Annotated in this window: 24 protein-coding genes and 3 pseudogenes; 9 read left to right on the top strand and 18 right to left on the bottom strand. The window is 68.4% G+C overall.

The annotated features are described in order from the left end of the window. Positions 1 to 236 precede the first annotated feature (236 nt). The 3 genes from K1X59_RS02390 (at position 237) to purQ (ending at position 1,924) form a co-directional block, all read left to right on the top strand. Entirely contained in the window at positions 237 to 770 is a 534-nt protein-coding gene (locus K1X59_RS02390) for an adenine phosphoribosyltransferase (RefSeq protein ID WP_183151719.1), read from the top strand. A gap of 201 nt (positions 771 to 971) precedes the next feature. Beyond that, positions 972 to 1,220 carry a phosphoribosylformylglycinamidine synthase subunit PurS gene (gene purS, locus K1X59_RS02385; RefSeq protein WP_183151718.1) on the top strand — a complete coding sequence of 83 codons (249 nt, stop codon included), beginning with the start codon at positions 972 to 974 and terminating at the stop codon, positions 1,218 to 1,220. Next, the gene (gene purQ / locus K1X59_RS02380; protein WP_183151717.1) at positions 1,217 to 1,924 is read left to right on the top strand and encodes a phosphoribosylformylglycinamidine synthase subunit PurQ; all 708 of its coding nucleotides are present in this window, start codon (positions 1,217 to 1,219) and stop codon (positions 1,922 to 1,924) included. Before purS ends, purQ begins: the two co-directional genes overlap by 4 nt. 6 nt (positions 1,925 to 1,930) lie before the next feature. On the opposite strand, the gene K1X59_RS02375 is transcribed toward purQ, so the two are convergent. After that, positions 1,931 to 3,196 carry a hypothetical protein gene (locus K1X59_RS02375; RefSeq protein WP_183151716.1) on the bottom strand — a complete coding sequence of 422 codons (1,266 nt, stop codon included), beginning with the start codon at positions 3,194 to 3,196 and terminating at the stop codon, positions 1,931 to 1,933. A 169-nt stretch (positions 3,197 to 3,365) separates the two neighbouring features. Continuing rightward, complete coding sequence (locus tag K1X59_RS02370) at positions 3,366 to 3,794, bottom strand: DUF1761 domain-containing protein (protein ID WP_183151715.1); 429 nt, start codon at positions 3,792 to 3,794, stop codon at positions 3,366 to 3,368. Between the two features lie 163 nt (positions 3,795 to 3,957). Here K1X59_RS02370 and K1X59_RS02365 point away from each other — a divergent pair. Beyond that, positions 3,958 to 5,626, top strand: a pseudogene (locus K1X59_RS02365) (glycoside hydrolase family 13 protein). A gap of 78 nt (positions 5,627 to 5,704) precedes the next feature. Then, the gene (locus tag K1X59_RS02360) at positions 5,705 to 6,712 is read left to right on the top strand and encodes a LacI family DNA-binding transcriptional regulator (RefSeq protein ID WP_220173880.1); all 1,008 of its coding nucleotides are present in this window, start codon (positions 5,705 to 5,707) and stop codon (positions 6,710 to 6,712) included. Positions 6,713 to 6,724: 12 nt separating this feature from the next. On the opposite strand, the gene nhaA is transcribed toward K1X59_RS02360, so the two are convergent. From nhaA to fdxA, 4 genes are all read right to left on the bottom strand, one after another. Beyond that, positions 6,725 to 8,041: a Na+/H+ antiporter NhaA gene (gene nhaA / locus K1X59_RS02355; RefSeq protein WP_220173879.1), complete on the bottom strand. Its 1,317-nt coding sequence runs from the start codon at positions 8,039 to 8,041 to the stop codon at positions 6,725 to 6,727. Between the two features lie 116 nt (positions 8,042 to 8,157). Next, a complete protein-coding gene (locus K1X59_RS02350; protein ID WP_183151713.1) occupies positions 8,158 to 8,787 on the bottom strand; it encodes a superoxide dismutase in 630 nt (209 codons plus the stop codon). Between the two features lie 23 nt (positions 8,788 to 8,810). Beyond that, on the bottom strand, positions 8,811 to 9,350 hold the full coding sequence (locus K1X59_RS02345; protein WP_183151712.1) for a flavin reductase family protein: 540 nt from the start codon (positions 9,348 to 9,350) through the stop codon (positions 8,811 to 8,813). Positions 9,351 to 9,420: 70 nt separating this feature from the next. Beyond that, the gene (gene fdxA, locus K1X59_RS02340) at positions 9,421 to 9,747 is read right to left on the bottom strand and encodes a ferredoxin (protein WP_183151711.1); all 327 of its coding nucleotides are present in this window, start codon (positions 9,745 to 9,747) and stop codon (positions 9,421 to 9,423) included. Between the two features lie 76 nt (positions 9,748 to 9,823). Here fdxA and soxR point away from each other — a divergent pair, with 76 nt between their 5' ends. Then, positions 9,824 to 10,273: a redox-sensitive transcriptional activator SoxR gene (gene soxR / locus K1X59_RS02335; protein ID WP_183151710.1), complete on the top strand. Its 450-nt coding sequence runs from the start codon at positions 9,824 to 9,826 to the stop codon at positions 10,271 to 10,273. A 133-nt stretch (positions 10,274 to 10,406) separates the two neighbouring features. Here soxR and K1X59_RS02330 read toward each other — a convergent pair whose 3' ends face one another. The 7 genes and pseudogenes from K1X59_RS02330 to K1X59_RS02300 form a co-directional block, all read right to left on the bottom strand. After that, a complete protein-coding gene (locus K1X59_RS02330; protein WP_183151709.1) occupies positions 10,407 to 10,985 on the bottom strand; it encodes a hypothetical protein in 579 nt (192 codons plus the stop codon). Between the two features lie 92 nt (positions 10,986 to 11,077). Then, positions 11,078 to 13,322: pseudogene (locus K1X59_RS02325) on the bottom strand (glycoside hydrolase family 3 N-terminal domain-containing protein). Then, a pseudogene (locus K1X59_RS02320) lies at positions 13,322 to 14,391 on the bottom strand (ABC transporter permease). Before K1X59_RS02320 ends, K1X59_RS02325 begins: the two co-directional pseudogenes overlap by 1 nt. Positions 14,392 to 14,452: 61 nt before the next feature. Next, positions 14,453 to 15,541 (bottom strand): ABC transporter permease, encoded by a 1,089-nt coding sequence (locus K1X59_RS02315; RefSeq protein WP_183151708.1) that lies wholly within the window; start codon positions 15,539 to 15,541, stop codon positions 14,453 to 14,455. Next, on the bottom strand, positions 15,538 to 16,344 hold the full coding sequence (locus tag K1X59_RS02310; protein ID WP_220173878.1) for an ABC transporter ATP-binding protein: 807 nt from the start codon (positions 16,342 to 16,344) through the stop codon (positions 15,538 to 15,540). The genes K1X59_RS02315 and K1X59_RS02310 overlap by 4 nt, the downstream gene beginning before the upstream one ends. Continuing rightward, complete coding sequence (locus tag K1X59_RS02305; protein ID WP_183151706.1) at positions 16,341 to 17,165, bottom strand: ABC transporter ATP-binding protein; 825 nt, start codon at positions 17,163 to 17,165, stop codon at positions 16,341 to 16,343. Before K1X59_RS02305 ends, K1X59_RS02310 begins: the two co-directional genes overlap by 4 nt. Before the next feature lie 73 nt (positions 17,166 to 17,238). After that, positions 17,239 to 18,906 (bottom strand): ABC transporter substrate-binding protein, encoded by a 1,668-nt coding sequence (locus K1X59_RS02300; protein ID WP_183151705.1) that lies wholly within the window; start codon positions 18,904 to 18,906, stop codon positions 17,239 to 17,241. Positions 18,907 to 19,063: 157 nt separating this feature from the next. Between K1X59_RS02300 and K1X59_RS02295 the strand changes: the two genes are divergently transcribed. The 3 genes from K1X59_RS02295 (at position 19,064) to K1X59_RS02285 (ending at position 22,554) form a co-directional block, all read left to right on the top strand. Next, positions 19,064 to 19,708, top strand: coding sequence for a TetR/AcrR family transcriptional regulator (locus tag K1X59_RS02295; protein WP_183151704.1), 645 nt, complete (start codon positions 19,064 to 19,066; stop codon positions 19,706 to 19,708). 48 nt (positions 19,709 to 19,756) lie between these two features. Then, positions 19,757 to 20,974, top strand: a complete 1,218-nt coding sequence (locus K1X59_RS02290) for an amidohydrolase (RefSeq protein WP_183151703.1) — start codon at positions 19,757 to 19,759, stop codon at positions 20,972 to 20,974. A 212-nt stretch (positions 20,975 to 21,186) separates the two neighbouring features. Then, entirely contained in the window at positions 21,187 to 22,554 is a 1,368-nt protein-coding gene (locus K1X59_RS02285) for a D-alanyl-D-alanine carboxypeptidase family protein (RefSeq protein ID WP_183151702.1), read from the top strand. A 103-nt stretch (positions 22,555 to 22,657) separates the two neighbouring features. Here the strand turns inward: K1X59_RS02285 and K1X59_RS02280 are convergent, their stop codons facing one another. The 5 genes from K1X59_RS02280 to K1X59_RS02260 form a co-directional block, all read right to left on the bottom strand. After that, the gene (locus K1X59_RS02280) at positions 22,658 to 23,773 is read right to left on the bottom strand and encodes a hypothetical protein (protein ID WP_183151701.1); all 1,116 of its coding nucleotides are present in this window, start codon (positions 23,771 to 23,773) and stop codon (positions 22,658 to 22,660) included. Further along, positions 23,731 to 24,270, bottom strand: a complete 540-nt coding sequence (locus K1X59_RS02275) for an ATP-binding cassette domain-containing protein (protein WP_258567028.1) — start codon at positions 24,268 to 24,270, stop codon at positions 23,731 to 23,733. The genes K1X59_RS02280 and K1X59_RS02275 overlap by 43 nt, the downstream gene beginning before the upstream one ends. A 67-nt stretch (positions 24,271 to 24,337) precedes the next feature. Further along, entirely contained in the window at positions 24,338 to 25,375 is a 1,038-nt protein-coding gene (locus K1X59_RS02270; protein ID WP_183151699.1) for a hypothetical protein, read from the bottom strand. Next, positions 25,376 to 25,996 carry a hypothetical protein gene (locus K1X59_RS02265; protein ID WP_183151698.1) on the bottom strand — a complete coding sequence of 207 codons (621 nt, stop codon included), beginning with the start codon at positions 25,994 to 25,996 and terminating at the stop codon, positions 25,376 to 25,378. Between the two features lie 55 nt (positions 25,997 to 26,051). Then, positions 26,052 to 26,342: a hypothetical protein gene (locus K1X59_RS02260; RefSeq protein ID WP_183151697.1), complete on the bottom strand. Its 291-nt coding sequence runs from the start codon at positions 26,340 to 26,342 to the stop codon at positions 26,052 to 26,054. Between the last annotated feature and the right edge of the window lie 25 nt (positions 26,343 to 26,367).

Genomic DNA, 26,367 nt, shown 5'->3' with positions numbered 1-26,367 from the left:
GCGCTCCCACGAACTGAGTAGCCACTGTATGGGAGCGCTCCCATGGTGTCAAGCCAGCCCCGTCGGCGACGGATCGCCGATGCCCCGAGGGCTGTGCCGGCAACGATCCGCCGAGGGGATGACGATCCGCCGAGGTTCTCCTTCCGAAAGGTCGGCGGATCGTCACGGCATCCGCGAATCATCAAGGCCAGGTCGGCGAATCGTCACCGTCGCGTCGACCGGCGTACCCTTGTCCGGTGCCCGAAGCCACGCTCTCCCCTGCCCTCGTCCGCGCCGAAGCCCTGATCCGCAACGTGCCGGACTATCCGCAGCCGGGCATCATCTTCCGCGACATCACGCCCCTGCTCGCCGACGCCGAGGCCCTGCGCGTGACCACCGAGGCGATCATCGAGCCCTTCGCCGGCCAGTTCGACGTCATCGCCGGCATCGAGGCGCGCGGGTTCATCCTCGCCAGCGCCGCTGCGATCGCCGCGGGCGTCGGCCTCATCCCGATCCGCAAGGCGGGCAAGCTGCCGCGCCCCGCGGCATCCGTCGACTACGCCCTCGAGTACGGCACCGCCACGATCGAGATGCACGACGACCTGCCGGTCGGCTCGCGTGTGCTGCTGATCGACGACGTCCTCGCGACCGGCGGCACGCTCGCCGCGGGACGGGAGTTGGTCGAGCGTCTGGGCAGCCACGTCGTCGGCATCTCGGTGCTGTTCGAGATCGACGGCCTCGGCGGCCGCGAGGCGGTCGGCGACCTCCACACCGTCTTCCACTCCGCCTGACCCCTCACCTCCCCCACCCCCTGACGCCGAGTGCACGGCATCCCGCCGAGTGCACGGCATCCCCGCGCCAACAGGCGGTGCATTCGCCACGAAGCCGTGCACCCGGCGAACCGAACGCGGGACGCGGGAGGAACGGGAAAGAGGGTAGGGCGGGGGCGGTAGACTGAAGGCGCCCGTCCGCCCGCGACTCTTGGAGCCGTCATGCCCACCATCGTCGTCGACGTCATGCCCAAGCCCGAACTGCTCGACCCGCAGGGGAAGGCCGTCTCCGGCGCCTTCGCACGCCTGGGCGTCGACGGCTTCAGCGACGTCCGCATCGGCAAGCGCTTCGAGCTCACCGTCGAGGGCGAGGTCACCGACGAGGTTCTCGCCGAGGCCAAGCGCATCGCCGACGAGGTGCTCTCGAACTCCGTGATCGAAGACGTCGTCGGTATCGAGGTCGCGGAGTGACCGTCCGCATCGGCGTCATCACCTTCCCCGGTTCGCTCGACGACCGCGACGCGCAGCGCGCCGTCCGCATCGCCGGCGCCGAGCCGGTCGAACTGTGGCATGGGTCGCATGACCTCGAGGGCGTCGACGCACTGGTCCTCCCGGGTGGTTTCAGCTACGGCGACTACCTCCGCGCCGGCGCGATCGCCGCGCTCTCGCCGATCATGAGCGAGGTCAAGGATGCTGCAGCCAAGGGCATGCCCGTGCTCGGCATCTGCAACGGCTTCCAGATGCTGGTCGAGGCGCACCTGCTTCCCGGCGGACTGATCCGCAACAACCACCAGCACTTCGTCCGGCGCGACCAGAAGCTCACGGTCGAGAACTCCGACACCGCCTGGACCAACGCGTTCCGCACCGGCCAGGAGATCGTGATCCCGCTGAAGAACGCCGACGGCGGCTACATCGCCGACGAGCAGACCCTCGACCGCATCGAGGGCGAGGGCCTCGTGGCCTTCCGCTATGCCGGGGTCAACCCGAACGGCTCGCTCCGCGACATCGCCGGCCTCACGAACGAGGCGGGCAACGTCGTCGGCCTCATGCCGCACCCGGAGCACGCCACGGAGCCCGGCTTCGGCCCCGACACCTCGGCCGCCATGCGCAGCGGTGTCGACGGACTCGACTTCTTCACGAGCGCGATCGCCGCCGTCGCCCGCGTCGCCGCATAGCCCCGCTCAGCCTGCAGGAAGCGTGAACGGGTTCGCCCCCGACGCCGCCAGCAGGTACCACGCGGTCGCGCCGGTGTGCAGGCTCGCGTAGTACAGGTCGCCGAAGCCGGAGTCGAGGCCGTCGTTCGAGGTCGCGACGATGCCCTTGCCGTCGCCGTTGGGAGCGTCGCGCTGCGCCAGGCGGATGCTGCGCAGCAGGGACTCGACCTGGCCGTCGTCGCCGGCTCCGCCGCGGAGGGTCAGCGCCAGAGCCAGGTGTCCGCTGCCCTCGAACCATGCCTTCGAGACGTCGACCTCGCTGATCGACGGCCCCGTGTACGGGCCATCCGTCGCGATCAGGTGCGCGAGCGTCCAGTCGAGTGCCGCGCCGTACCGCGGGTCTCCCGTCGCGAGCGCACTCCACGTCTGGCCGTCCAGCGGGATGGGGCGGGTGTTGATCGTCGAGCCGTCGAGGCCCGTCCCGGTGTTCACGTGGCCGTCCGCGCTCTGCATGGCGGCGACGAACCCCGCAGCGACCGCCGCACGCTCCGCCCACACCGCATCGCCGGTGAGCTGCGCCAGCTGGGTGAAGAATCCCGTGATGTCGGCGTTGTGCTCGGTGGACTTCCACGTGAGCGAGGTGCCGTCCTCGAGCTGACCACCCGTGTAGCCGAAGGGCGCTCTGTCCATGTCGGCGGTGTTGTCCTGGATCCACTGACCGACGCGGACGGCGCCGTCGAGATACCGAGGGTCACCGGTCGCGTGCGCGAGCCGAGCGAGGGCCAAGCCGACCCACGCCTGGTTGCCGGTGAACGTGCCGGGTCCGGTGATCTCCACACGCCCCTGACGGATGCCGTGCGGCTCGTACGATGCACGCGTGCGCCCATCGCCGATCGGGTCGTTCTGCTGCACGAAGAGGAGCGTGTCGCCGATCGCCCGCGCGCGACGGAGGTCGTCTGGGCGACCGCGGGCGGTATAGGCGATGACGACCAGGGCGTCGTCGTAGACGAACGAGGGAGTGAAGTCCCAGCTCGGAGTCGTGAAGAACCCGCCCTGGTAGCTGCGCGGCAGGCAGCGACCGGCACCGTCGCAGAACTCGTCCACGCGCGCGTCGAGGAATTCGTACGCCAGCGCGACGGACTGCGCGGGATCCAGCGGAGTCATCCCCGACGTCGGCTCGTCCGCCGGCCGTGCGGCCCCGAGCGCGGCGGGGGCGGCCCCCACCAGAACGGCGGCGGCGACGAGCGCGGCGGCGACCGCCCATGGCGCCGATCGGCGCGAAGAACCGGACATCGGGATCCCTCGGTCAGAACCGCGCGAGTCGATGACGCGCGGGCGACCAGGAGGTCACGAGACGAGCGTGGCAGCTCCGCCGGATCGACAGAAGCGGCAAAGGTCTACGATCGCCTTTCCGATCGGCGAACCCTCGCTCGTCGGCCCGCGAGGGAGTCCTGTCTGCGCGCTACCCGAGCGCCGGCGGCCAGACGCCGATGATCAGCGCCATGATCACGACCGTCACCAGCTCGTGCGCGATGTTGAGGGTCGTCAGCCTGGTCGACCGACCTTCGAACGCGTCGTGCGTGATGAAACGCGCGGCCGTGAACCCCGCCCACAGCGTGACGGCGGTGACGACGGCGCCCCAGAAGAACGACCCACCATAGAAGTGCCAGGAGATGGCGGACGCCCCCGCGAGCACCCATGCGGTGATGAAGCTCACGATGACCGTGGTGACGATGGGCCACACCGCGGTCGCCGCCGGACGATCCATGTCGACGTTCGCCAGCTTCGACCATCGCGTGCCGAACACCTTCGGCGCGTACCAGACCGAGCCGACGAGCATGCTCGAGGCGGTGGCCAGGAGGACCGCCCAATAGTTGATCTCGGGAACCATGACAGCCTCCACTCGTCGGATGCCGCCACCCTACTCCCGCATGGCGACGCGGCGGGAGGAGACGCGGCACGATCACCTCACCGCACACGGGCGGAGGCCGGTCGCCGAACCGATTCGATGCCTTCCCTGGCGGGAGTGTAAGCGTTTGCAGTAGCCTGTTCGCATGGCACAGCTTGAGCAGAACGCAGCCCCCGGTTCCGAGTGGTGGCGCAGCGCCGTCATCTACCAGATCTACCCCCGTTCCTTCGCGGACGCCTCCGGCGACGGCATCGGCGACCTCCCGGGCATCACCAGCCGTCTGGACGCGCTGCAGGATCTCGGCGTCGACGCGATCTGGCTGAGCCCGTTCATGACCAGCCCGCAGCGCGACGCCGGCTACGACGTGGCCGACTACCGTGACGTGGACCCGCTGTTCGGCACGCTCGCCGACTTCGACGAGATGCTCGCGCAGGCCCACGCCCGCGACATCCGTGTGATCGTCGACCTGGTCCCGAACCACTCCTCCGACCAGCACGTCTGGTTCCAGGAGGCGCTCAAGGCCGCGCCCGGCAGCCCGGAGCGCGCGCGCTACATCTTCCGCGACGGCAAGGGCGAGAACGGCGAGCTGCCTCCGAACAACTGGGAGTCGGTGTTCGGCGGCGGCATGTGGCAGCGCGTGACCGAGGCGGACGGCACCCCCGGCCAGTGGTACCTGCACATCTTCGATGCGACGCAGCCCGACTTCGACTGGAACAACGAGGAGGTGCAGGAGGAGTTCCGCTCGATCCTGCGCTTCTGGCTCGACCGCGGTGTCGACGGGTTCCGGGTCGACGTGGCCCACGGCATGATCAAGACCGAGGGTCTGCCCGACTACACCCCGCCGACGGATGCCGACTCGATGGGCGGCGGCGAGTCGAACGTGCCGTACTGGGGTCAGGACGGCGTGCACGACATCTACCGCGACTGGCACAAGGTGCTGGCGGAGTACGACGGCGACCGCGCCCTGTGCGGCGAGGCCTGGATGCCGACGCTGCAGCAGACCGCTCTCTGGGTGCGGCCGGACGAGATGCACCAGACGTTCAACTTCCCGTACCTGATGACGCCGTGGGACGCTCAGCGTCTCGGCGACGTCATCCGCGAGTCGCTCGACGAGTTCGGCGCGGTGGGCGCACCCAGCACGTGGGTGCTGTCGAACCACGACGTCGTGCGCCATGCATCGCGCCTCGCGCTCACGGCCGACAACCCGCAGGGCGAGGGCATCGGCCCGAACACCCCGCACAAGCCCGACACCGCGACCGGCCTGGCCCGTGCGCGCGCCGCCACGACCCTGATGCTGGCGCTCCCCGGATCGTCGTACCTCTACCAGGGCGAGGAACTCGGTCTCCCGGAGGCCATGGAGATCCCGGACGAGTTCCGTCAGGACCCGACGTGGTACCGCACGAACGGCGAGCGCTACGGCCGTGACGGCTGCCGCGTCCCGCTGCCCTGGGAGGCGGATGCTCCGGCCTTCGGCTTCAACGAGACGGGACTCTCGTGGCTCCCGCAGCCGACCGAGTGGGCGACATACGCTCGCGATGTCGAAGAGGTCGACCCCGCGTCGACGCTCGCGCTGTACAAGCGACTGCTCGCCGCCCGTCGCGAGCACGGCTTCGGCACCGGCTCGCTGATCTGGGAGGATGCCGGCGCTGACGCGGTGGCCTTCCGCCGCGGCGAGGTGCACGTGATCGCGAACCTCGGCACCGAGCCGATCGAGCTGCCGGCCGACGCGACGGTCATCCTGCAGAGCCAGCCCTTCGACGGCGCGGCCATCGGTCGACACCGCTGTCTGGTACACCACGCCCACGCAGGTCTGACCCGCGCCCGTCCCGTCGCACTCTCAGCCGCACGGCTCGACAGAGAGTGCGACGGGAGCGGATCACACAGAGGAACACATGGCCAGCATCGATGAGGTCGCCCGGCTCGCCGGGGTCTCCACCGCGACCGTCTCCCGCGCGCTCAGCGGCCGCGGACACGTGTCCGAGTCCGCCAAGGAGCGGGTGCAGGCAGCGGCGCAGTCGCTCGGCTACGTCGTGTCGTCCCGCGCATCGAGTCTCGCTTCGGGTCGGACGCGCAACATCGGCGTCGTCGTGCCGTTCCTCGACCGGTGGTTCTTCAGCACGGTGCTCTCCGGCGTCTCGGCGGCGCTCATGCGCGCCGGCTACGACATCACGCTGTACAACATCACCGCCGACAAAGACGTGCGCCGGCACGTGTTCGACACGTTCCTGCGGCGTCAGCGGGTGGACGCCGTGATCGCGGTGTCGATCGAGCTCGACGAGGACGAGACGCAGCACCTGCTCGATCTCGGACTTCCGGTGATCGCGATCGGCGGCCCGAACCCGAAGCTCGACACCCTCACCGTCGACGACGTGGCCGTCGCCCAGCTCGCCACAGAGCACCTCATCGGGCTCGGTCACACCGACATCGCGCACATCGGCGCGAACCCCGAGTTCGACATCGACTTCCACATCCCCACGAACCGCCGCCTCGGCTTCGAGAAGGCGTTGCTGACGGCGGGCATCCCCCTGAACCACGCGTTCCTCGAACCCGCGGACTTCACGGTCGAGGGCGGGTATCGGGCGGCGAAGCAGCTGCTCGGACGCCCTGGCCCCCGCCCGACCGCGGTGTTCGCCGCATCCGACGAGATGGCGATCGGAGCCCTGCTCGCCGCGCGCGACCTCGGCTTCAGCGTGCCGGAGGAGCTGTCGATCGTCGGCATCGACGGACACGAGCTCGGGGAGTTCTTCCGCCTGACCACGGTGGACCAGTTCCCGCTCGGCCAGGGCGAACGGGCCGCGGATGCCGTGCTGGCGAAGCTCGCCACCCCGGACGAGGTGCACATCCCCTCCGAGCTGCCGTACGAGCTCAACGTGCGCGGCACCACGGCACGGCTCGTCTGACCGGAGCCCCGCCTACTCCTCGCGCTGATACACATCGGGAACGCCGTCGCCGTCGGCGTCGACGGACTCCTGCGCGGCGATCGCCCGATACCGGCGGTTGCGCGCGCCCAGCAGGATCGAAGCGGCGACCGCGGCGAGCACCGAGGCGATCAGGATGGCGACCTTCGCGGCATCGTGCTCGAGTCCTGCGGGGAAGCTCAGCTCGGCGACCAGCAGCGACACCGTGAATCCGATACCCGCGAGGATGCCGACGCCGATCAGGTCGACCCACCGGAGTCCCCCACCCAACTCGGCACGCGTCGCCTTCGTCGCGATCCACGTGGCGATCACGATCCCGATCGGCTTGCCGAGCACCAGACCGCAGACGATCGCGATGGCCACGGGATGGGTGACCGTCTGCACGAAGCCGTCGCCGACGACTGCGACGCCGGCGGCGAAGAACGCGAAGACGGGGACCGCGAAACCGGCCGACAGCGGACGGAACCGATGTTCGAACTCCTCCGCGAGGCCGGGGCGCTCGACCCCATCGGCATCCGTCTCCCCGGAACGGACCGGGATCATGAAGCCCAGGGCGACGCCCGCGATGGTCGCGTGGATCCCCGAGGCGTGGACGAAGGCCCACACGACCACGCCGATCGGGAGCAGGATCAGCCAGGCCGCGAAGCGGTTGCGGGCGAAGAACCCCTGCCGCATCTGGGCGAGCGCCGCGTACAGGGCGAGGCCCAGGATCGCGGCGGGCAGCGGCATCGGGTTCAGGTCGTCGGTGTAGAAGATCGCGATGATGCCGATCGCGATGAGGTCGTCCACGACGGCGAGTGTCAGGAGGAACAGGCGCAGTCGCGCGGGCAGATGCGAGCCGATGATCGCGAGCACGGCCACGGCGAAGGCGATGTCGGTCGCCGTCGGAACCGCCCATCCGCGCAGCAGTTCGGGATCGGGCCCGATGACGAGCACGTAGATCAGGGCGGGGACCACGACGCCGCCGACGGCAGCAGCCACCGGGACGACGGCGGTGCGGAGATCGCGGAGATCGCCGATCACGAACTCCCGCTTCAGCTCCAGACCGACGAGGAAGAAGAAGATCGCCAGCAGTCCGTCCGCGGCCCAGGCTCCGAGGCTGAGGCGCAGGTGCCACGGCTCGTAGCCGATCTCGAAGTCGCGGAGCGCGAAGTAGCTCTCCGCGAGCGGGGAGTTCGCCCACACGAGGGCGATCGCTGCCATCACCACGAGGAGTATGCCGCCGACGCTCTCCTTTCGCAGGAGGGTGCCGATGCGGCGGACCTCGCGGTAGCTGCCGCGGGCGGGGAAGGAACGACGGGCGTCTGTCATGGGAGCTCCGAGGTGTCGACGAACGATGATGTCGACCAGGCTTCCCGACGCTCCTCCCTCCACCCTAGACGGTCACGCGAGTGCGTGCCTGGGCGGACGCAGGGCGCCCCGCGGGATCAGGATCCGACGATCAGACCCTGTGTCGCGGTGCGGGCGGTCTCGAAGCGGCGCTGCACGTCGGGCCAGTTCACGAGGTTCCAGAAGGCCTTGACGTAGTCGGCGCGCACGTTGAGGTAGTCGAGGTAGTAGGCGTGCTCCCAGACGTCGAGCTGCAGCAGCGGGGTGACGCCGAGCGGCGCGTTCCCCTGCTGGTCGAAGAGCTGGAAGATCACAGGACGGGCGCCCACGCTGTCCCACGCCAGCACGGCCCAGCCCGACCCCTGCACACCGAGCGCGGTCGCGGTGAAGTGCGCGCGGAAGGCGTCGATCGACCCGAATGCGTCCTCGAGCGCTGCCGCCAGCTCGCCCTCGGGAGCGCCGCCGCCCTCGGGCGACATGTTCTGCCAGAACACCGAGTGGTTGATGTGGCCGCCGAGGTTGAAGGCGAGGTCCTTCTCGAGCTTGTTCACGTTGGCGAGGTCCCCGGCGCTGCGGGCGGTGGCGAGCTGCTCGAGCGCGGTGTTCGCGCCGGTGACGTACGCCTGGTGGTGCTTGGAGTGGTGCAGCTCCATGATCTTGCCGGAGATGTGCGGCTCGAGCGCCGCGTAGTCGTAGGGCAGCTCGGGGAGTGTGTAGAGCGCGGACATGGTGTTCCTTTCGTGGTGCGGGATCAGAGGGCGGTGTCGTGCGGGAGGGCATGGAAACGGCGGTCGAGGTAGACCAGTGGACGGGCGGCGCGCCCCGGCAGCACCTCGAGCACCTCGGCGATCACGACCGTGGAGGAGCCGACGGGGACGTTCTGGATCGAACGGCACCGCAGCGCCGCACGCGCCTCGGGGAGGTGCGGCTCTCCCGTGGGTAGTGTCGTCCAGCCCTGAGCCGGTGTGAAGCGCTCGGAGCCGCTGATCGCGAAGCTCTGCGCCAGCGCGGAGTGCTCGTCGTCGATCAGGTGCACGAGGAAGGTCTCGGCGCCGAGGATCGCCCCCGCGCTCCCGGTGGCTCGGGTGACGGAGAACACGATCGCGGCGGGATCCACTGCCACGGATGACACGCTCGACGCGGTGAGGCCGACCGGACCGTCCGGAGTCTGCGCCGTGATGATGGCCACGCCGGCGGGGTGGGTGCGGAACGCGGACTTGAGCCCTTCGCCGACGGGAGTGGGGACCGGCGCTGCCGGGTGCGGCGCTGGATCGGGGGCATGGGCGGTCATCGGACGGTCTCCTTCGCGGGCGCGGGTTGCGCGTGGTCGAGCGTGACGCCGATGATCACGAGGCGCGGGCTCATGCGTGCGCCTCCTGCGGGGGGAGTGCGGCGACGAGCGGATGGTCGAACGTGAGCATCCCCGTCTTGGCCGCCCCTCCGGGCGAGCCGATCTCGTCGAAGAACTCCACGTTCGCCTTGTAGTAGTCCCGCCACTCGTCGGGCAGGTCGTCTTCGTAGAAGATCGCCTCCACGGGGCACACGGGTTCGCAGGCGCCGCAGTCCACGCACTCGTCGGGGTGGATGTACAGCGAGCGCTCCCCCTCGTAGATGCAGTCGACCGGGCATTCGTCGATGCAGGCCTTGTCCTTCAGATCGACGCAGGGGAGGGCGATCACATACGTCATCGGTCGGTCTTCGTTCGGGTCACGGTTCCACCGTAAAACCTAAAGTACACTTGAGGTCAAATCGAGGAGGCCACGGATGAGCCCGCACGCACCCGACGAGCCGCTGACGATCGGCGAGATGACCAGGCGCACCGGCGTAGCAGCCTCAGCACTGCACTTCTACGAGTCCCTCGGACTCATCGCCTCGACCCGCACGTCGGGGAACCAGCGCCGCTACGCACGGCACATGCTGCGCCGCGTCTCGCTCATCACGGTGGCCAAGCGCCTCGGCATCCCGCTCTCCGACGTGCAGACGGCCTTCGCCGACGTGCCGCTGACCGAGACCCCGAGCCACGCCGACTGGCAACGCGCCTCTCGACGGTGGAAGCGCGAGCTCGAGAAACGACGCGAGGGCATCGAACGCCTCGAACGCGAACTCACCGGATGCATCGGCTGCGGCTGCTTGTCGATGAAGGCGTGCGGCCTGCTCAACCCCGACGATGCTCTCGGCACCCAGGGTGTCGGCCCCCAGCGCCTTCAGGACTGAACCCACCGATCTGCAGAACGATAGGGCGCTACAGCTTCAAGGGACGTAGACTTGTTTCAGCCCGCCCCCGCTGGGGGTAGGGAAGTAGAAGCCGGGACCCCCGCCCCTCTGGACGGGACCCGGCTTTCGCGCATCAGAGCGGGATCTGCTGGATGGTCGTGACCGGACTCACTGCATCGAACCACTCGCTCCGACCGCCGGCCAGCTTCTCTCCCAGCGCTCCAAGCACCTGGTCGGCGATCCACACCATCGGCTCCTCGCTGGGTTGCGCATGATCGATCCGAAGCCCCTCAGGGAGTGCCAGCTTGCCGCGCAGCGCGTCGACAGTCCGGAGATCCCGTCGCATCAACTGGGGTGGACGCGCTTCGAGGGTGAGTAGTCGCACGCCCTGTGCGTCGAGCTGCCACGCGAGTCTCTCCAGACACAGCGCGCGAGCGCGTTCCTGCCGACGGGGATCGACCGGCGCTGCGATGACGATGACGTGGTAGGCATCGAAACCCGAGATCGCTGCGATCGATGCATCCCTGGCGCGTCTGTCCTGATCTCGCCAATGGAGTTTCGGCCCGCGTCGAGGAAGACGCTGGAGCTCCGCACGCATGTCTTCACAGTGTGAGACATCGGCGACCGCAGCGCCCAGGAGGTAGGAAGGCCGCTCCACACCCGCCGTTCGAAAAGACTCGTCTCCCCAGGCCTGCAGCACGAGCGAATCCATCACCCAAGGCTAGGAGCGACGTCACGCGCTCGGACTGCATATCGGAACGCGATCTGCACCGCAGAGCGAGAACGGCGCATACGCAGCGACGGTCAGGTCACCTCGAACTCGGCGGAGAGGAGCACCTCGTCGCGTGAGCTCGGACCGACCAGGAGTTCGAACATGCCGTGCTCGACCAGGCGTGCACCCGCCGCATCCACGATCGTGCACTCCGCGACCGGAAGCTCGACCCGCACCCGCACGGTCTCCCCCGGCGCGAGATCGACCTGGCGGAACGTCTTGAGCTCCTTGTCGGTCCAGCTCACGCTCGTCACGGCATCGCGCACGTACACCTGCACGGTCTCGCGCACCGACCGCGCACCCGTGTTCGACACGGTGATGTGTCCGACGATCGTGTCGGACACCCCGAGTGCCGTCTTCTCGAGCGACAGGTCCGCGTACTCCACGGTCGTGTACGACAGTCCCTCGCCGAACGCCCAGGCGGGTGACTGCGTGAGGTCGGCATACCGGTCGCCGTGCTGGCCGCGGATCTGGTTGTAGTACGTCGGCTGCTGCCCCACGTGACGGGCGAACGAGATCGGCAGGCGTCCCGAGGGCTCGGCCGCTCCGGAGACGATGTCGGCCAATGCCCGGCCGCCCTGCATCCCGGGGTTGGCCGCCCAGATCACGGCGGCCGCCTTCGATGCGGAGGCCGGGAGCACGAGGGGCTTCGAGGCGAGCAGCACGATCACGACGGGCTTCCCGGTCGCGATGAGCGCGTCGATCAGGGCGTTCTGCCCGCCGATGAGCTCGAGCGTCGCGGTGGATCGCCCCTCGCCGACGAGTTCGATCCGGTCGCCCACGACCGCCACGACCACGTCCGATTCCGATGCGGCAGCCACGGCCTCCGCGATCAGCGCCGCATCCGGCTCGCACGGCTTCACGACCGGCGGGCGCGGCTGGTGATCGGGGAAGAACCGTCCGCGCGGATCCTCCTCGAGCGTGAGGATGTCGGCACCCCTGGTGTGCGTCACCGTCCAGCCGTCGATCGCCTGCAGCCCGTCGAGCACCGTCGTGATCATGTCGCGTGGCTGACCGTCGAGCCACCCCGCCTGACCGGAGCCGCCCGCCCAGTCGCCGAGCTGCGTCTGCGCGTCGTCGGCGAGGGGCCCGGCGACGAGCACCCTGAGCGGCGCCGTCGGGTCGAGCGGCAGCACGCCGTCGTTCTCGAGCAGCACGAGCGAACGGCGCGCGACCTCGAGGTTCAGCTCCGCGTGCGCGGTGCTGCCCACCACCGCGTCGAGCTCGGTGCCGGGCAGCCGGGGGCTCTCGAACAGCCCCAGCTCGAACTTGAGCGTCAGGATGCGGGCGGCGGCGGCATCGAACGCGTCTTCGTCGAGCATGCCCGCCGCGACCGCGTCGAGCGCGCCCTCGAAGAAGCTCGGCGTGGTCATGATCATGTCGTTGCCAGCGCGCACCGCCGCCGCGGCCGCGTGGGCGATGTCGGGCTGGATCCGCTGCTCCCACACCATGCGTCCGACGTTGTCCCAGTCGGTGATGAGCGTGCCGGTGTAGCCCCACTCGCCCCGAAGCACATCGCTGAGCAGCCAGTCGTTCGTGGTGATCGGCACGCCGTCGGTGGTCTGGTAGCCGAGCATGAACGTGCGGCATCCCTCACGGGCGACGCGCTCGAACGGCGGAAGGAACCAGGAGCGCAGTTTGCGGCGCGAGATGTCGGCCTCGCTCGCGTCGCGCCCACCCTGCGTCTCGGGTATCCGGCGAAGTGCTTCGCGGTCGCCAGGATCGCGGTCGGGTCGTCGAGGCCGTCGCCCTGGTAGCCACGCACCATCGCCGAGGCCAGCTCGCCGATCAGGAACGGGTCTTCGCCGAACGTCTCGTCGATGCGGCCCCAGCGCAGGTCGCGGGCGATGCACAGCACGGGCGAGAACGTCCAGTGGATGCCGGTCACCGCGACCTCCTCCGCCGTCGCGCGGGCGACGCGTTCGACGAGCCCCGCATCCCACGAAGCGGCCATGCCCAGCTGCGTCGGATAGATCGTGGCTCCTGGCCAGAACGAGTGTCCGTGGATGCAGTCCTCCCCACGAGCAGCGGGATGCGGAGGCGGGTCTGCGCCGTGAGCTCGTTCGCACGCAGGATGCGCTCGGGGGAGGTGTGCAGGATCGACCCCGCGTGACGGCGGGCGATGTGGTCGTCGAGGTCGTCACGGGCGTCGAGCTGGAGCATCTGCCCGACCTTCTCCTCCAGCGTCATGCGCCCGAGGAGGTCGGCGACGCGCTCAGGGATCGAGAGCGCGGGGTCCTGGTACGGGAGCTGCGTGGTGAGGGTCTGAGAGGTCATCACTTCGTGTTCTGGTTCGTGTTCGCGGGCGAGGAGGTCGAGGAGTCGGGCGAGGTCGCCGACGATACGGGATCGGGGGTCGGCGCGGGCAGGGGCACGCTGCGCACCGCCGTGACGGCGTCGTTGACGTTCAGCCCCTTCTTCTTCATGGCTCTGGCCCGCTCGCCCGCCGAGCGCAGGCGCGGGTTGACGTATTCGTCGATGCCGAAGTTGATGAGCGAGAGCGCGACGCCGATGATCGCGATGCAGAGCCCGGCGGGCACGTACCACCACCACAGCCGCGGGAACGCGCCGTTCTGCTGCGCCCAGAACAGGATCGTGCCCCAGTTCAGGTTGCTGACCGGGATCACCCCGATGAACGCGAGCGTCGTGAGTCCGAGGATCGCGGCGGTCACGGTGCCGACGAAGCTCGACGCGATGAGAGCCATGAGGTTCGGCAGCATCTCGACCGTGATGATGCGGCGCAGCGGCTCGCCGTTCGCACGCGCAGCCTGGATGAAGTCGCGGTTGCGCAGCGACATCGTCTGCGCGCGCAGCACTCTGGCCCCCACGCCCAGCCCGTGAGGCCGAGGACGGCGGCGATAACGATGAGCGGCGGGTTGTCGAACTGCGAGGCGATGATGATGATGAGCGGGATGCCGGGGATCACCAGGAACACGTTGGTCAGCGCCGACAGCGACTCGCTCTTCCACCCGCGCACATAGCCGGCGATCACGCCGATCGTGATCGCGATGATGGTGGCGATGAAGGCGGCGAGGAAGCCGACGACGATCACGCCGCGGGTGCCGAAGATGATCTGGCTCAGCACGTCCTCCCCCATGTGCGTGGTGCCGAGCCAGTGTTCCCAGGAGGGCGGCTGGCGCAGCGCTGTCCTGTCCTTCTCGGTCGGGCCGTACGGCGCGATCCGGGGGGCGAGGATCGCGATGAGCACGAAGACCCCGAGGATGATGAGCCCGGCGATCGACTTGGGGTTGCGGAACATCGCGAACGCCTGGGCGAGCTGCGACCAGAAGGTCTTGCGCGGCGGGGCTCCGGTCGGGGCGGTGCGCAGAGTCGCGGTCTCGGGCATGCCCGAGACGACGGCCGACCCGTCGGGGGCGGTGCTCGCTGCGGTGGTGGGAACGGTCATGTCAGGACTCCATCTGGCGCGTGCGCGGGTCGAGGTAGGCGTAGACGACGTCCGCGAGGATGTTGGCCACGAGCACCGACAGCGTGATCACGAGGAACACACCCTGCATGAGGGCGAAGTCCTTGGCGTTGGTGGCATCGAGCAGGAGTTTGCCGACACCCGGATAGCTGAAGACCATCTCCATCACGATCGTGCCGCCGACGATGAAGCCGATCGACAGCGCGAAGCTCTGGATCTGCGGCAGCACCGCGTTGCGGGCGGCGTAGCCCCAGAGCACCCGCTTGTTGGGCATGCCCTTCGCCTGGGCGACCGTGATGTAGTCGTCGTCGAGCACGGTCAGCATCATGTTGCGCATGCCGAGCACCCACCCGCCGAGCGAGGCGACCACGATGGTGAGCGCCGGGAGCGTCCCGTGCATGATCACCTGGCCGATGAAGTCGAGACTCCATTCCGGGGACTGCCCCTTGTCGTAGGCGTGCGATGACGGGAACCACTTGAGCGTCGAGGAGAAGACAGCGATCGCGATGAGTCCGAGCCAGAAGTACGGGATGGTGTTGAAGAACGTCGTCACCGGGATGATCGCGTCGAGCTTGCTGCCGCGCTTCCATCCCACGATGGCTCCCGCGACCGTGCCGATCGCGAACGAGATGATGGTCGCGATGCCGACCAGACCCAGCGTCCAGGGCAAGGCGGCCGCGAGCACCTCGGCCACCGGGCGGAGGCCATGCAGGGTCGAGATGCCGAGGTCGCCGCGCAGCAGCATCGCCCAGTACTCGAGGTACTGCTGCCAGATGGACTTGTCGGTGTCGATGCCGAGCAGGATGCGCAGCGCCTCCTCGGCCTCGGGGCTCACGCTGCGGTTGCGGGCGAGGTACGAGCTGACCGCGTCGCCCTTCATGAGCCGCGGCAGGAAGAAGTTGATCGTGATGGCCGCCCACAGCGTGAACAGGTAGAAGCCCGCGCGCCCGGCGAAGAACCGCCACGGCACGCGCCGTCGCCCGCGCTCGGCTGTGGTCGCGGTGGTGCCGACTTCGAGGGCATCGCGGGCCAGGAGGTCGTTGTCGTCGAGTTGGGGGTATGCCGTGCTCACAGCGCGCCTCCGTTCGATGCCGCCGAGGCGAAGTGCTTCTCCGGGTCGGGAGACGCGGCGCGCAGCTCGCGGGTGTACGGGTCCTGCGGGTTCAGGATCACGTCGTCGGCCGTGCCGTACTCGACGACTCGGCCCTGGTTGAGCACCATGATCTCGTCGCTGAAGTGGCGGGCGGTCGCCAGGTCATGGGTGATGTAGAGCACGCCGAGTCCCTCCTCGCGCTGCAGGTCGGCGAGCAGGTTCAGCACGCCGAGACGGATCGAGACGTCGAGCATCGAGACGGGCTCGTCGGCGACCAGGAGCGAGGGCCGGGAGGCGAGGGCGCGGGCGATGGCCACCCGCTGCCTCTGCCCGCCGGAGAGCTCGTGCGGACGGCGGTCGATCACGGCGTCCGCGTCGAGTCGCACGCGCTCGAGGAGTCGGCGGACCTCGTCTTCCGTCTCCTTCTTGGGCACGACGTCGTCGAGCCGGATCGGTCGCTCCAGGTGGTAGCGGATCGAGTGGTACGGGTTGAGCGATGCGAACGGGTCCTGGAACACCATGCGCAGCTGCTGCCGGTAGGTCCGCAGCCCCTTGCCGCGACGCGGGATGGGCGTGCCGTCGAGCAGCACCTCACCACTGGTCGGCGTCTCCAGCTGCGTCAGGATCTTCGCGATCGTGGACTTGCCGCTGCCGGACTGGCCGACCAGGCCGATCGTGCGGCCGGAGGTCAGGGTGAAGCTCACGTCGTCGAGGGCCTTGATCTGGCCGGCGCCGCGGACGTTGTAGGCCTTCGTGACATGGCGGAACTCGAGCGTGGTCATCGCACCAGCACCCCTCTCTCCCCGGTCAGGCGGGGGAACGACGACAGCAGTGTCTTCGTGTATTCGTGCTCGGGCTGTCTCCAGATCCGTTCGGCTGTCGCGAGCTCGATGATCTCGCCCTCGCGCATGATCGCGATCCGGTCGCTGATCTCGAGCAGGAGGGGAAGGTCGTGGGTGATGAAGATCACCGAGAAGCCGAACTCGTGACGCAGCTGCGAGATCTGCGAGAGGATCTCGCGCTGCACCAGCACATCGAGCGCCGTGGTCGGCTCGTCCATCACCATCAGCTGCGGACGCAGCGCCAGGGCCATCGCGATCATCACGCGCTGCCGCATGCCTCCGGAGAGCTCGTGCGGGAAGGAGCGGATGCGCTGGCGTCCGACCTTCACGATCTCGAGCAGCTCCTCGGCCTCGGCGCGCCGCTGCTTGCGGTTCATGTCGGGGCGGTGGATCTCGAAGACGTCCTCGAGCTGCGAGCCGACCGTCGCGACCGGGTTGAGGGCGTTCATGGCGCCCTGGAACACCATCGACACCTTGTCCCAGCGGAATCGCTGCATCGCTTCGGCATCGAGGGCGTTGATGTCGACGTCGACGCCGGTGACGTCGTGGAACGTCACGCTGCCGCCCGTGATGACGGCCGGGGCACGGAGCAGGCGCTGCACCCCGTAGGCGAGCGTGGTCTTGCCGCAGCCGCTCTCACCGGCGAGACCGAGGATCTCGCCGCGCTGCAGTTCGAGGGTCACGTTCTTCACCGCCTCGACGGGCGGATCGACGTCGTACACGACCGAGAAGTCGCGCACACTGAGCAGAGGGTCTGGCATGGGGTGTCCTTCGTCGACCTGGCCGGGGGAGCCCGCGCCGCTGCGGGCACGGTCTCCCCCGACAGGAGGGTGCTTACTCGGCGGGTGTCAGCTTCGTGAGGATCTGCACGATGTTCTGCTGCGTCGGGTCGGCGGATGCGTACGGGTCCTCCTCCGACGGCCAGCCCACGTAGTTGCGGGTGTTGAACTCGCCCAGCAGCGGGTGGGCACCGAGCGGGATGGCCGGCACCTGCTCGGAGAAGATCGTCTGCAGCGTGTCGAGTGCCGCCGTGCGCTCCTCATCGGACGAGGCGTTCGCGTAGGTGTTCAGCGCTGCCGTCGCCGCGGGGTCCTCGAAGCGACCGAAGTTGAAGCCGGCCTTGCCGTCCGAGATCCACCGAGGGTCCATGGTCGACGTGTAGAGACCGTAGGCCGTGCCGCTGTCCTCCAGCCAGTGGATGATGGCCGAGAAGGTGCCGTTGTCGCGCGGGTCGGCCCATCCGCCCCAGTCGGGCATGTCGATCTTGACCTCGGCGCCGATGGCATCGGTCACGTCTTCGGCGATCAGCTCCTGGGCGGTGTTCCAGTCGCTCCATCCGGAGGGGACCGAGAGCGTGAACGAGACGGGTGCGCCGTCGGGGTCGATCAGCGCGTCGTCCTTCCAGGTGTACCCGGCGGTCTCGAGCAGGTCGCGGGCCTTCTCGGCGTCGACCGAGTAGTCCACATCCTTGAACTCGGGCTGGATCTCGTCCTCGAGGATCGACGAGAGTCCGGTGACCGACCAGACGGCCTCGCTGGCGCCTTCACGCGCGATGTCGACGTAGGCATCGCGGTCGATCACCCACGCGAGCGCCTGACGGAAGGCCGGGTCGTCGAAGGGCTTCTGCTGCAGGTTCATGAACAGCGTCGCCGAGCCGGTGGTCGGAGCGGCCCAGAACTTGTTGTGCTCGGGGTCGGCGTCGAGGAACTGCTCCTGGATCTGCGGGATGAACGCCTGTGCCCAGTCGGCTTCGCCCTGCGCGAGCGCCGTGGTCAGGGCGGTGTTGTCGCCGTAGGAGACGTAGTGCAGCTCGGGGACCGCGAGATCGCCGCCCCAGTAGTCGTCTCGGGCTTCGAGGGTGACCGATTCGGTCGACCAGTTCGACAGGACGTAGGGGCCGGTGCCGACGAGGTCGTCGCCCTTGACGGGGTCGGTGGCCGGGTCGTCGAGGTTCTCCCAGATGTGCTTCGGGACGATGGGCACGTGCAGGGCGCGGGCCAGGTTGACGAACTTCGACGCGGCGAACGTCAGCACGACGCTGTCGCCATCGACCACGGCGCTGTCGAGCTGGAGGCCGGCCGTGTCGAGGGCGGGCGTGGAGGCGAGCTCGTACGAGTAGACGATGTCGTCGGCGGTGAACGGCTCGCCGTCGCTCCAGGTGACGTCCGCGCGCGGGACGACCGTGAGGACGGTGTAGTCGTCGTTCCACTCGAGGCTCTCGGCGAGCCAGGGGGTGACGCCGCGATCGCCGGTCTGGTTCACGAGGGCGAGGGTCTCGAAGATCACCTTGCCGTACCCGTACTTCGAGGCGGACGAGTCGCCGACGTACGGGTTGTTGGACTCGGTGGTGATCGCCCCGTCGGGCTTCGCGATGGTGAGGGAGGCGCCTCCGGCGGCACTGCCCGAGTCGTCACCTCCTCCTCCTGCGGAGCATCCGGCGAGGGCCGAGATGCCGAGTGCGGTGATCGCGGTCACGGCGATCAGAGACTTCCTGAGCTTCATTGCTTCTCCTTGGCACGGGTCTTTGTGCTGCGTCGTCGGTGGACGGGAGCCCTCCGACGGTCGTGATTAGCTTACTGTCGAGAAAGTAAGCTCCCGTGAGGTTACCGAGGAGTAAGTTGGATCGCAAGCACAGCTCGACGAGGGAGAGGAAGCCGCAGTGGCAGACAGCGACCAGACGGTACGCGTGCGCCCGGCGACACGCGCGAAACGCGAGCAGATCCTCAAGGCGGCGATCGAGATCTTCGGCAACAAGGGCTCGACGAACGGCACGCTCGCAGACGTCGCGGAACAGGTCGGCATCACCCACGCCGGCGTGCTGCATCACTTCGGCTCGAAGCAGAATCTGCTGCTCGAGGTGCTCGCGTACCGCGATCAGGACGACGTCGCCGGCCTGGCCCAGAAGCACATCCCCGGCGGCCCTGAGCTGTTCCTGCACCTCGTGCGCACGGCCTTCACCAACCAGAAGCGTCCCGGCATCGTGCAGGCGTACACCGTGCTCTCGGCCGAGTCCGTCACCGACGAGCATCCGTCGCGGCCGTTCTTCGCCGAGCGGTACACGACGCTCCGCCGCGAGGTGACGGCGGCGTTCCATGAGCTGTGCGCGCAGGAGGGCGTGTCCGATCCCGACACCATCGCGTCGGCCGCAGCGGCGATCCTCGCCGTCATGGACGGACTGCAGCTGCAGTGGCTCCTGCACCCCGACGAGATCGACCTCGGTGAGACCAGTGCGTTCGCGATCCAGGCCATCGTCAACGCCGTGCTGCACCCGGGCCCCGCCCTGCAGACGTACGTGCGCACCTGACCCTTCTCGCCCGGGCGGTGTCGTGACCGCGCCCACTAGGCTCGGGCCATGACGATCGATCTCGAAGCGCTGTACATCGACCTGCATCAGCATCCTGAGCTCTCGTTCCAGGAGACGCGCACCGCCGGCATCGCCGCCCAGCATCTGCGCGACCTCGGACTCGAGGTCGAGGAAGGCGTCGGCGTCACGGGCGTCGTGGGCGTGCTGCGCAACGGCGAAGGACCCGTCGTCTGGGTGCGCGCCGACATGGACGCACTCCCGGTCGAGGAGCAGACCGGGCTGGCGTACGCGAGCACCGCGAAGGGCGTCGACCCCGCAGGCACGACCGTTCCCGTCATGCACGCGTGCGGCCACGACATGCATGTCACGGCCATGATCGGCGCGGTCGAGAAGCTCGTCGCCGAGCGCGCCGAGTGGGCGGGCACCCTCGTCGTGCTGATCCAGCCCGCCGAGGAGTACGGCGCCGGCGCACGCGCGATGCTCGACGACGGCATCCTCGACCGCTACCCGAAGCCCGACGTCGTGCTCGGCCAGCACGTCACCCCGCTCCCCGCCGGCATCATCGGAGTGCGCAGCGGCACCCAGATGGCGGCATCGGACGGACTCACCGTGACCCTGCACGGGCGCGGTGGTCACGGCTCGCGCCCGCACGCCACGATCGACCCGGTCGTGATGGCCGCGGCGACCGTGATGCGCCTGCAGACCATCACCTCGCGCGAGATCGACCCGCAGAGCGTCGCCGTCGTCACGGTCGGCTCGATCCACGCAGGGCTCAAGAACAACATCATCCCCGCCGAGGCGAAGCTGGAGCTCAGCCTGCGCTACCCGAACGACGAGATGCGCGAGAAGGTACTCACGAGCGTCGAGCGCATCGTCCGAGCCGAGGCCACGGCATCGGGGGCGGAGCGCGAGCCCGAGATCCGCACCGACCACACCCTGCCGGCCACGATCAACGACGAGGACGCCACGACCAGGGTGACCGCAGCCCTGCAGCGCGCGCTCGGCGAGACATCCGTCATCGACCCCGGCATGTTCACCGGCAGCGAGGACGTGTCGTGGTTCGCCCGCGACGCCGGTGCTCCGCTGGTGTTCTGGTTCTGGGGCGGACACGACCCTGCGAAGTTCGCCGAGGCCGTCGCCGCCGGCCGCCAGGAGGTCGACGTGCCCACGAACCACTCGCCGTTCTTCGCGCCGGAGATCCATCCCACGATCGAGGTCGGCGTCACGGCGATGTCGGCGGCCGCGAAGGAATTCCTCGGTTCGTAGGCCCGCGGGTTCGAGGGCCTACGCGGGTCGCACTGCCGGGAGACGTCCGGCGGCAGCGCGGATGTCCCCCGAACGGCCGATAGCGCGGGGGCCGGATGTCCGCGATGATGACCACATGGTTCCTCGGAAGGGCGCTGCCTCGACGTCGGAGCGGACTTTCATCGGAGGTACCTCGTGCTCATGTCGGACACGCTCGGCGACGGGCTCTCTCGTTGACCGCCCCCGATCAGCCCACGGACGATCTCTCCGACTTCGCGGCGTTGATGACGCGCGAGCAGGAGTTCCCCTCCCGTCGTGATCGCATCGATCCGGACGTCCGCCGAGCACGCAGACGCCGGGGACTCCTCATCACCGCCGTCTGCGTCGTGCTGCTGCTGGCCGCGAGCGGTGGATACATCGCGTGGGCTCTCACCGCCCCGGTGAATCCGCCGGCGGTGACGACCCGGATGCCGCCGGTCCCGGTCGGCGACGCGGCGGCCATCGCTGCGGTCCCCGCGTCCGCCTCGGCGATCAGCATCTCCGGCGCGGACGCCTACCTGGGCGAAGGGGCGAGCGGCACCTGGTCGTCGAGCGGGACCGGCGACCCTCTCCCCATCGCGAGCATCACCAAACTCATCACCGCGCTGGTCATCCTGGATGCCGTCCCGCTCGCCTCCGCCGACGACCCCGGACCCACGATCACCTTCAGCAAGGCCGACCACGACCTCTACGACAGGTATTACGTGCAGGGCGCGACCATCGCCCCCATGCCCACCGGCACCGCGATGTCACTGCATGATGCCCTCGCGACCATGCTGATCCCGTCGGCGAGCAATTACGCCGAAGCCCTGTCCTCCCGGATCTTCGGATCGCAGAACGCGTTCCTCGGCGCGACGCGGGACTGGCTCTCCGCCCACGGCTTGACGGGCACCACGATCACCGAGCCCACCGGCATCAGCCCGCGCAATACGAGCACGACTGCCGACCTCCTGGCCATCGGGAAGCTGGCCGCGGCGAATCCGACGATCGCGCAGATCGTCGCGACCCCGTCGATCTCGCTCCCCGGCGCCGGCCAGTTGTACAACACCAACGGCCTGCTCGGCACGAGCGGGATCACGGGGTTGAAGACCGGCACGCTGGGCCACGGCACGTACAGCCTGCTCTACACCGCGACGCTCGTCGTGGGCACCGCCGATCCGCTCGCCGTGACCGGCGTCGTCCTCGGCGGTCCGACGCGTGAGTCCGTGAACGACAGCGTGATCGCCACCCTGAGCGGCATCCGTGCCGGCTTCCGCGAGATGCCCGTCGCGACATCCGGACAGGAGGTCGGCACGATAACCACGCCCTGGGGATCCACCGCCCAGCTGGTCATCGGCGAGGATGCGACGATCTTCACCTGGTCGGACACTCCGATCGTCGCGACGATGGACATCGAGACTCCGCCGACCTATCGGGATGGCTCGGTCGTGGGGAGCATCACCTGGACCGCCGGACCGCACACCGTGACCGCACCGGTCGAGATCACGGGGAGTATCGACCCGCCGTCCGAGTGGTGGCGGCTCACCCACCCGTCCGAGCTCGGTTCGACGACGGCGGACTGAGGCGCAGACCTCCTCGGGCGACAGCGACTGCCCGGCGCTGAGGCGCGATCGATCCCAGGGATTTCAGATGACCGCGGAGAGGAATCCAGTCGACGAGCGCTTCCTAGGCGCGCGATTTGAAGAGGACGAAGAGTCGATCCTCGCGCGTGAGGATGACGGGGATGACTGCGCCGATGACGGCGGCACCTGTGGCGATGACCAAGGTCATGGCCAACGATGTCTCGTAGCCGGCCAATGCCTCGCGGAGGAGGAACCTCGCGGTGAGCCTGGCGAGGACGAACGTGGCGATCGCTGTCGCAACTGCCCAGATGACGGTTTCGATGGCGATCCCCGCGAGGACATGGCGACGGCGTGCTCCCGCATGCAGATTGCCTGCCACCTCCATCCGTCTGCGAGCGGTGAAGCTGAACGCCAGCACCCCGAAGAGGACAACCACGCCGGCGGCAGCAAGCGCCGTGGCCCGAGTGGTGTACTCGCGTGTGAAGTCGAACCGCTGTCCGACCGCCGGATTCAGTGGCGCGATCTGGGGGGCAGAACCTTCTGGCCCGGACGAGGTGATGGTTCCGTACGCGTACTGGTCGGCAACGTTCGACGGCGGCCAGACACTGAACCAGCATTCGGAGGCCCGTTCGGAGTCTTCGCCTATGACGACGATGGCGTTGGCGAGGCGTGGGTCTCGACCGTCGTCCTCTGAGTACCTGTAGACGCCATCGACCACCATGACGCCGTCAGAGGTCTCGAGCCGACTTCCTTCGCGGGCGTGCCAACGTTCGGCGAGGGACTCGGGGATGTAGGTCCCCCCGGGTCGGATGCGGGGGAAGTCCAGCATCCGGGCGGCTCCGGTACTGAGTTCGAAGACGGGCACTTCGACCAGGGGCAAGGCGAGGAGCTGTAGCGAATCGAGCGGCCAGATCGGGCCGGCATCGGCGATGCTCTTGAGTTCGGCAAGGCTCGCGCACGCGGTGGGATCGATCGCGTGGTCGGCGACGAGGACACGGATCGCTCCCGCTTGTGAACGGACCTGACCGGCTCGCTCCTGCAGCGCTCCGATCGTGGCCGCATCGACGGCGAGGAGCGCCGTCGATGTGAGGACGAGGATCAGCGCAATGATGCCGGCACGACTGGATCCTGATCTGATGTTACGGATCGCCTCTCCTACGCTGTCGAAGATTCGCATCAGCTCACCGCTCCCAGATCTATCGACGTCTTGCAGGCGCATATCGTGTCGGCATCGTGGGAAGCCACAAGCACAATCGAGCCGGCGTCGGCAAGCCCGGCAAGGACATCGTTCACTGTTCGCGCAGCGGCACGGTCGAGCTGTGCGGTGGGCTCGTCGACGAGAAGGAGGTCGGGGCGTGTCGCGGCGGCGCGCGCAAGCATCAGCCGTTGGGCCTCACCCCCGGAGAGGTTCGCGAAAGGCAGATCGCCTCGGCCTTCGAGGCCGAACCTGCCCAGGAGCACCTCCGCCTCCGCATCCGCGGCGGTTCGCTTCAGGCCGCGGGCGAGAAAGGGATAGGAGACGTGATCGAGGGTCTTGCGGCGAGGTTGCCCATAGGGATTCTGGAAAACCCAATGAGTCCGACTGATCCCGATCCGTTCCACCTTCCCCAAGGTCGGCGCGAGCCACCCGGCGATGATCGATAGCAATGTCGATTTTCCCGACCCGGAGGGACCCGTGATCGCCGTGACGTCACCGGGCCGAAGCGTCGCACTCACGCCGTCGAAGAGCGGAGGCCCAGCGCCCCATCCGTGCCCGACCTCCTGGAGCATGAGGACCGGCCCCTCATGGAGCACGGCACGTCTCCGCGTCCGGCCGGAGCAGAATCTTCGAGGGAGAGTCACCGTCGAAGGTGACCTGAGACATTCCGAGTTTCGCACCGACCACCGTGACCGGATACGACTCGCTCTCCGAGGCGACGCATCCCTGACTGCCACGAACATCGAAGACACTCGCGGCGGGAACGGGCGCCACACGGAGAGGGGTGACCAGTTGACTGGTGCCGGAGATCGGCGCCGCCTCCTCGTCGCCGTTCCCCCGAAGCTCACCCTTCCCCTCAGGGGCAGCGGCGATCCGGGCGAGAGCCTCCGGATCTGACAGCACACCGCTCTCAGGCATGACGGCGTCTACGCCGAAGACCTGGAGCCTCCGATCCCCGGGGACCACCTGTTCGGCTTCGTCGCTCACCAACGACAGCGCTGTCAGGATGCTCGACGTCGTGGCGAAGGTGGATTCGGGCATGTAGCGTTGTCCGACCTTCGCCTCGCAGATAGCGACTGCCGCAGCTCCGGCAGGCACCCAGAGGAAGTCCGTGAGATGGAATCCTCCGTCGTCGAAGGCCAGGCCGTCCGAATCCTGAATCGCGGACAGGGCCTCGAAGACGTCCCTGCTGAACCCGCCGGATGCATCGACCGAGTACCCCAGCACCGCGAGGGCCCGGCGGAGAGAGTCCACATCGGGACCGGTGTCACCCCAGCGAAGATCCCGGTAGAACGGCACGTCCGTGGACAACGCGACAACGGGGTTCCCATCGACGGCGAACGCCGCTTTGCCCGAGACCAGGGCGTGGCCCGGAACGCAGGCGCTCGACGTCACTGTTCCTGATGCTGCTGCTCGTAGCTCCGAGCCCTCCGAGAATGTCGGAGCCAACGGCAGCGTCCGTTCGTCGACGAAATCCACGAACCTCACCGGGTAGGTCCTGTCTTCCGGGGTGGGGGCCAGATCACCGCCCGGAGCCGGTAGGAGGTCGTACGCGACCGCCGCACCCACGACGACGCCACAGCTCAGGACGAACGCGACGGTCAGGGTGAACGCGCGCTTCACTCACTCAGCAATCTTCACGGAGTACCCCAGCGAGTACAGGCATGTCTGAGCCTCTGGGGACATCACGTCGAACGGATACTCGGCCGGCCCCGCTCCAGAACCAGACGCCTTCTCGAAATCAGCTTTGGTGAACTCGTCATCCACCACTCCAGCCTTCTTGAGACAGTTCACCGCGGCCTGAGGGAAGTCGGCCAAGAGGTCAGGATTCGCCTGCTGCAGGGTGAAGATCTCTTGGGTGACGGCATTCACCGAACACTCGTACTGCGCCTTCGCCTGCGCATCGATCTCGGCTTCGGAATAGTGCCCGGGCGGCGGCTGGAACTCGATGACGCCGTTCAGGAGGACCGTCCGGTCGAACTCGATCCCCGCCGATTTCAGGCATGCATCGAACAGATCCATCCCTTCGACGTAGTCTGCCTGCGAGATCTTGCCCTCGGCACTCGCCTTCTCCAGAGCTGCCCTGTCCCACTCCGACAGATCGTTTCGCCCCAGCGCCTGTTCGATGAGGGCATGCAACGACGGGGCAAGGTGCCCTGCACCTTCATCGGGTGCGGGCGTACATGCCGACGCCGTCAATGCCGACATCGCTGCCGCCACCAAGAAGAGTCCGCGTCTTTTCATCAATCCTCCTCCCTGCGGTGCAGGGCGTCGGCCCCCACCGCGACACCCTTAGTCTTCACCCTTGGGCTCGCGCCCAGATGATGCCGTCGCGGTAGAGGACGGCGTTGTGCGTGAGGTTGTAGCCGTTCACCTCTGCCTTCGTGTTGTACTGCGACTTCACCCCCCAGGAATGGGTGTTCCCCAGGTAGGCGTGGGCTTGAAAGACCCCGTTTCCGCCCGTCGAGGTGAGGGCTGCGACCGCCTGGAACCAACTGGAGTACACGTCCCAGAACCCGACGGTCGCCTGCGCCGGTGCAGCAGCACCCACCGCAAGACCGACGGCCATCGCACTCCCGACCGCGGTCATGGCGATCCGATTTCTCAACCCGACC

Source organism: Microbacterium sp. Se5.02b, assembly GCF_019464375.1.
Classification (GTDB): domain Bacteria; phylum Actinomycetota; class Actinomycetes; order Actinomycetales; family Microbacteriaceae; genus Microbacterium.
Note: the sequence above shows the minus strand (reverse complement) of the source record. Positions and strands in the feature narration are given on the sequence as shown.